The organism is Nocardia cyriacigeorgica NBRC 100375 (assembly GCF_000308555.1).
Taxonomy (GTDB): Bacteria; Actinomycetota; Actinomycetes; order Mycobacteriales; family Mycobacteriaceae; genus Nocardia; species Nocardia cyriacigeorgica.
Map to the genome: position 1 here is coordinate 1 of NZ_BAFY01000204.1, position 4,934 is coordinate 4,934.

At 68.8% G+C, this 4,934-nt stretch carries 5 protein-coding genes; 4 read left to right on the top strand and 1 reads right to left on the bottom strand.

Annotated features, from left to right (window positions below; genetic code table 11):
- Window positions 1-751: GAF domain-containing protein (locus RJ05_RS21125; protein WP_255220950.1), on the bottom strand; the 751-nt coding region annotated here is incomplete at its 3' end.
- Between the two features lie 153 nt (window positions 752-904).
- Between RJ05_RS21125 and RJ05_RS21130 the strand changes: the two genes are divergently transcribed.
- The 4 genes from RJ05_RS21130 to RJ05_RS21145 form a co-directional block, all read left to right on the top strand.
- On the top strand, window positions 905-2,032 hold the full coding sequence (locus RJ05_RS21130) for an alcohol dehydrogenase catalytic domain-containing protein (RefSeq protein WP_036539796.1): 1,128 nt from the start codon (window positions 905-907) through the stop codon (window positions 2,030-2,032).
- Window positions 2,029-3,480, top strand: a complete 1,452-nt coding sequence (locus RJ05_RS21135; RefSeq protein WP_036539791.1) for an NAD-dependent succinate-semialdehyde dehydrogenase — start codon at window positions 2,029-2,031, stop codon at window positions 3,478-3,480. Before RJ05_RS21130 ends, RJ05_RS21135 begins: the two co-directional genes overlap by 4 nt.
- A 37-nt stretch (window positions 3,481-3,517) precedes the next feature.
- Window positions 3,518-4,549: an iron-containing redox enzyme family protein gene (locus RJ05_RS21140; RefSeq protein ID WP_036539793.1), complete on the top strand. Its 1,032-nt coding sequence runs from the start codon at window positions 3,518-3,520 to the stop codon at window positions 4,547-4,549.
- 18 nt (window positions 4,550-4,567) lie between these two features.
- Window positions 4,568-4,934: methyltransferase (locus RJ05_RS21145; protein WP_036539794.1), on the top strand; the 367-nt coding region annotated here is incomplete at its 3' end.

Below are 4,934 nucleotides of genomic sequence, written 5' to 3' on the forward strand. Positions count from 1 at the left end.
TCAGCCGCTCGTCCAATGCGATGACGTCCTGGAGTCGGCGCACCCGGCTGACGTGAGTGTCCTGTTCGGATGCGAGATCATCGAGCGCCCTGGTGATCTCGGTGAAACGTTCGGCGTTGTCCAGTGCGACGGCGGCATGCTTGCCGACGGTGTCGATGAGATCGATCAGGCCGCTGGGGTAGCTGCGCGGCGACCGGTCCGCGATCAGCAGCGCACCGATCACGCTGCCGTGCAGGTTCAGCGGCACCCCGAGGATCGCGCGCACACCTTCGGCGCGGACGATGGCGTCGATGTGCGGCAGGTGCACGATGGCGGGATCGGCGAGATAGTCCGAGGACTGATACGGCGACAACCCGGCGGCGGCCTTGCCGAGGACGCCGGTGCCGATGGGCATCCGGATGGTCCGGTAGGCCTGGGTGATCACGCCGTCGGACTTGCGGATGTAGGTCTCGCGGGTGCGGTAGTCGTTCAAGCTGATGTAGGCCATATCGCTGCCGGTCAGCAGCCGGGTGCGGCGCACGATGGCCGCCAGCACCGCCTCCACGTCGCGGATGCCGGTCAGATCGGTGGCAGTCTCGTGCAACACCCGCAGCAGTTCCTCGCGTTCGCGCCGTTCGGCCAGTGTGCGGTGGATGCCGCGCGCGGCCGCGGCGGTGGCCTCGGTGATCTCGTGCCGCCGCAACGCCTCGGTGAGCCGGGCGTCGAGTTCGGCCTCGGAGATGCCCGCGTGGATGTCTTCGAGCAAGGACATATCCACCGCCGACTCCTCTCCATGTGCACGGCGCACATACGTTGCTCGAATGAATGTACGACCTGATCATGTACATGCGGTGATCGCGGCCATATCTTGGAATCGCTCGCCCGCGCCCGGCGCCGCCGGGTCCATCACGACGTCAGGGAGCCGATGAAGATCACCGGAGCAGTTCTCGAGGAATCCGGCCGGGCCCGGCCGTTCGCGCACTCGCGGCCCATCACCGTGGGTGAAGTCGAACTCAGCCCACCCGGACCCACCGAACTGCTGGTTCGCATCGAAGCGGCGGGCATCTGCCATTCGGATCTGAGTGTGGTCGACGGCAACCGCCTGCGTCCGACACCGATGTTGCTCGGCCACGAGGCGGCCGGCATCGTGGAAGCCACCGGCGAGGCCGTCACCGACCTGTCCCCCGGTCAGCGCGTGGTGATGTCGTTCCTGCCGCGCTGTGAACAGTGCGAGGCCTGCGCCGAGGACGGGCGCCTGCCCTGTTCGGCGGGCACCCTCACCAACAACGCGGGCGAGCTGCTGCACCATTCGCGGCATCTGACCCGTGACGGCGAAACCGTCCACCACCACCTCGGTGTCTCCGGTTTCGCCACCCACGCCGTCATCGACCGCGCCTCGGCGGTCCCGGTCGACGCCGATATCCCACCGGATGTCGCGGCGGTCCTCGGCTGCGCCGTGCTCACCGGCGGCGGCGCGGTCCTCAATGTGGCCGAGCCCGCGCCGTCGGATTCGGTGATGGTGGTCGGCCTCGGCGGGGTCGGTATGGCCGCGGTGATCACCGCGAAGGCACAGGACGTGCGGCAGATCATCGCCGTGGACACCGTCGCGGACAAGCTCGAGCAAGCCAAGGCGCTGGGGGCCACCGAGGTCTACACCCCCGAACAAGTCGCCGAGAACGGCATCAAGGCCCGCTACGTCATCGAATGCGCCGGACATCCGCGCGCGTTCGAAACCGCCTTCGCCGCAACACGATCCGGCGGTACCACGATCACCGTCGGGCTGCCCGCCCCGGCGGCGCGTGCGTCGATCTCACCGTTGACGATCACCGCCGAAGCCCGCACCGTGGTGGGCAGCTATCTCGGTTCGGCGGTCCCGGCCCGCGATATCCCCCGGTACGCGCAGATGTGGCGGGAGGGCAAACTGCCGGTGGACAAGCTCATTTCGTCGCGGATCGCACTGACCGAGATCAACGAGGCGATGGACCTACTCGCCGACGGGCTGGCGATCCGCCAGGTCATCATGTTCGACCAGACCGGGCAGGCGAAGGCATGACCGCGATCGACCGAGCCCTGAAAGGCCTACCCACCGGGCATTTCATCGACGGCCACTGGACCGATGACGCCCCCACTCTCGCCGTCGACAACCCCGCCACCGCGACGACGCTCACCCACGTCGCCGACGCCGATCCGGCCACCGGCCTGGCCGCCCTCGACGCTGCCGTGCGCGCGCAAGCCGGCTGGGCCGAGACCGATCCACGCGCCCGCGGCGACATCCTGATGGCCGCGTTCGCGCTGCTGCAGGAACGGGCCGAACAGTTCGCCACGCTGATCACCCTCGAGATGGGCAAACCCCTCGCCGAAGCGCGTGGCGAAGTCGCCTACGGTGCCGAATTCCTGCGCTGGTTCGCCGAGCAGGGCGTGCGCGCGGCGGGCAGCTTCCTGCGCGCACCGTCCGGCGGCAACCGGATCGTGACGCTGAAGCAGCCCGTGGGCCCGGTGTTCGCCATCACACCGTGGAATTTCCCGCTCGCGATGGGCACCCGCAAGATCGCGCCCGCACTCGCCGCTGGATGCACGGTGGTGATCAAGCCCGCGCCGCAGACCCCGCTGACCACCCTGGCCTTGATGACCGTGCTCGACGAAGCCGGCCTGCCGCCGGGTGTGGTGAACTGCGTGACGACCTCGGCCGCCCCGCAGCTGTCGCATCCCATCATCACCGATCCGCGACTGCGCAAGCTCACCTTCACCGGCTCCACCGCCGTCGGCCGCGCGCTCACCGCCCAGGCCGGTGAACGCATGCTGCGGGTATCGATGGAATTGGGCGGCAACGCGCCGTTCGTGGTGCTCGCCTCGGCCGATCTGGATCGCGCCGTCGCCGGAGCCGTCGCGGCCAAGATGCGCAATACCGGCGAAGCCTGCACGGCCGCCAACCGGTTCCTGGTCCACGAATCGCTGGCCGAGGAGTTCGGCCGCCGCCTCGCCGACGCCCTGTCCGGTCTGACGGTCGGCAACGGACTGCATGCGGGTACCGACGTCGGTCCGCTCATCGACGCCGCCGCGGTCACCAAGGTGAGCTCCCTGGTCGACGATGCCACCGACCGCGGCGCCCGAGTGCTCACCGGCGGCAAAACCGTCCCGGGCCCCGGCTATTTCGTCGAACCGACGGTGCTGACCGACCTCGATCCGGCCTCGGCGATCCTGCGCGAGGAGATTTTCGGACCCATCGCGCCGATCCGCACCTTCAGCACCACCGACGAGGCCGTGGCCATGGCCAACGACACCGACGCCGGTCTCATCGGCTATGTGTTCGCCGAGAACCTCAGTGAAGCCCTCACCGTCTCCGAGCGGCTGGAAACCGGGATGATCGGCCTCAATTCCGGTGTCGTGTCCAATCCCGCCGCGCCGTTCGGCGGTGTGAAGTCCTCGGGTCTGGGGCGGGAAGGTGGCGCCGAGGGTCTCGAGGAGTACCTGGAGACCAAATACATCGGGATTGCGCTGTGAGCTGATTGATCACCACGGCACGGGGTATGCGGGGAGCATGTCCCCTGTGATCGAGGACCATTTTGTGCTGCCCCGCCCCCGTGGCCCGCTGTCGGAGGCCGTGCTGCAGACGCTGCGCGGGCAGCCGGGCAACCCGGTGCCGCCCGCCGGGCATATCGATCCGTACAGCGATGACCTGCACCTGGCCCTGCATACCTGCTATGAGCTGCATTATCACGGCTTCGACGGGGTGGATCCGGACTGGGAGTGGGATCCGGGGCTGCTGCGGCTGCGCGCGGAACTCGAGCGGACCTGGACGGAGGCGCTGCGCGACGACGTCGCCGGCGGGGACGACCTCGACGGCGAACTCGACTATCTGCTCACCGCACCGGTGGACGCCCCTGGCGTGGCCAGGCATCTGCGCGAGCACCCCGATTGGACCCACTTGCGCGAATACTTCGTGCACCGGTCGATCTACCACCACAAGGAAGCCGACCCGTATGCCTGGGTGATTCCGCGGCTGCGCGGCCAGGCCAAGGCCTCGCTGGTGGCGGTGGAGTTCGACGAGTTCGGCGGCGGGCGCGGCGAACGCGTGCACGCCCGGCTGTTCGCCGACCTGCTGGCCGGGGCCGGCCTCGATCCGCACTACCTGCACTATCTGGACGCCGTGCCGACGCCGATGATCGCGCTGGTCAACACCATGTCGCTGTTCGGGCTGCACCGGAAATGGCGCGGGGCGCTGGTCGGGCATTTCGCCACCGTGGAGATCACCTCACCGCCCGGTTCGGCGCGGCTGGTGGAGATCTTGGAGCAGATGGGCGCCGACCCGGCCTGTGTGCTGTTCTATCGCGAACATGTCGAGGCCGACGCCGTGCACGAGCAGGTCATGCGCGACGGCGTCATCGGCGACCTCGCGGCCCGCGAGCCGGCCCTTGTTCCGTCGATCGTGTTCGGTATCCAGGCGACGAATCTGCTCGAAGATCGCTTCGGTGATCATGTGGTGGATTGCTGGCGTGCCGGCCGCAGCTCGCTGCTGGATCCGTCGGTCCTGCCGAGCGCGGCGACGACCAGCGGGAATGACCCGGCGTAAACGGGATATCCCCCTCTCATGAGACTCATCAGCGCCCCCGGCGTCTACCGACCGCAGGCCGACTCGTGGCTGCTCGCCCGCGCCATGACCGAGGCAGGGCTGGCCCCTGGAGGGCGGGTGCTCGATCTGTGCACCGGCACCGGTGCGGTCGCGATCGCCGCGGCCAAGGCGGGGGCCGCGTCGGTGACCGCGGTCGACATCTCCCGCGCGGCCGTCGTCTCGGCCTGGCTCAACATCCGGCTGCGCAGGCTGGCCGTCGAACTGGTGCACGGCGATTTCCGCACCGTCATGCACAATCGCCGCTTCGATGTGGTGCTGGCGAATCCGCCCTATGTTCCGGTGGCCGACGGCGCCCGGTCCCGCCTGGGCGCACGGGCATGGGATG

Excerpts from the sequence above, each read along its gene's own strand:
- RJ05_RS21130 (WP_036539796.1), top strand. The coding sequence starts at position 905 with ATGAAGATCACCGGAGCAGTTCTCGAGGAATCCGGCCGGGCCCGGCCG.
- RJ05_RS21135 (WP_036539791.1), top strand. The coding sequence starts at position 2,029 with ATGACCGCGATCGACCGAGCCCTGAAAGGCCTACCCACCGGGCATTTC.
- RJ05_RS21140 (WP_036539793.1), top strand. The coding sequence starts at position 3,518 with ATGTCCCCTGTGATCGAGGACCATTTTGTGCTGCCCCGCCCCCGTGGC.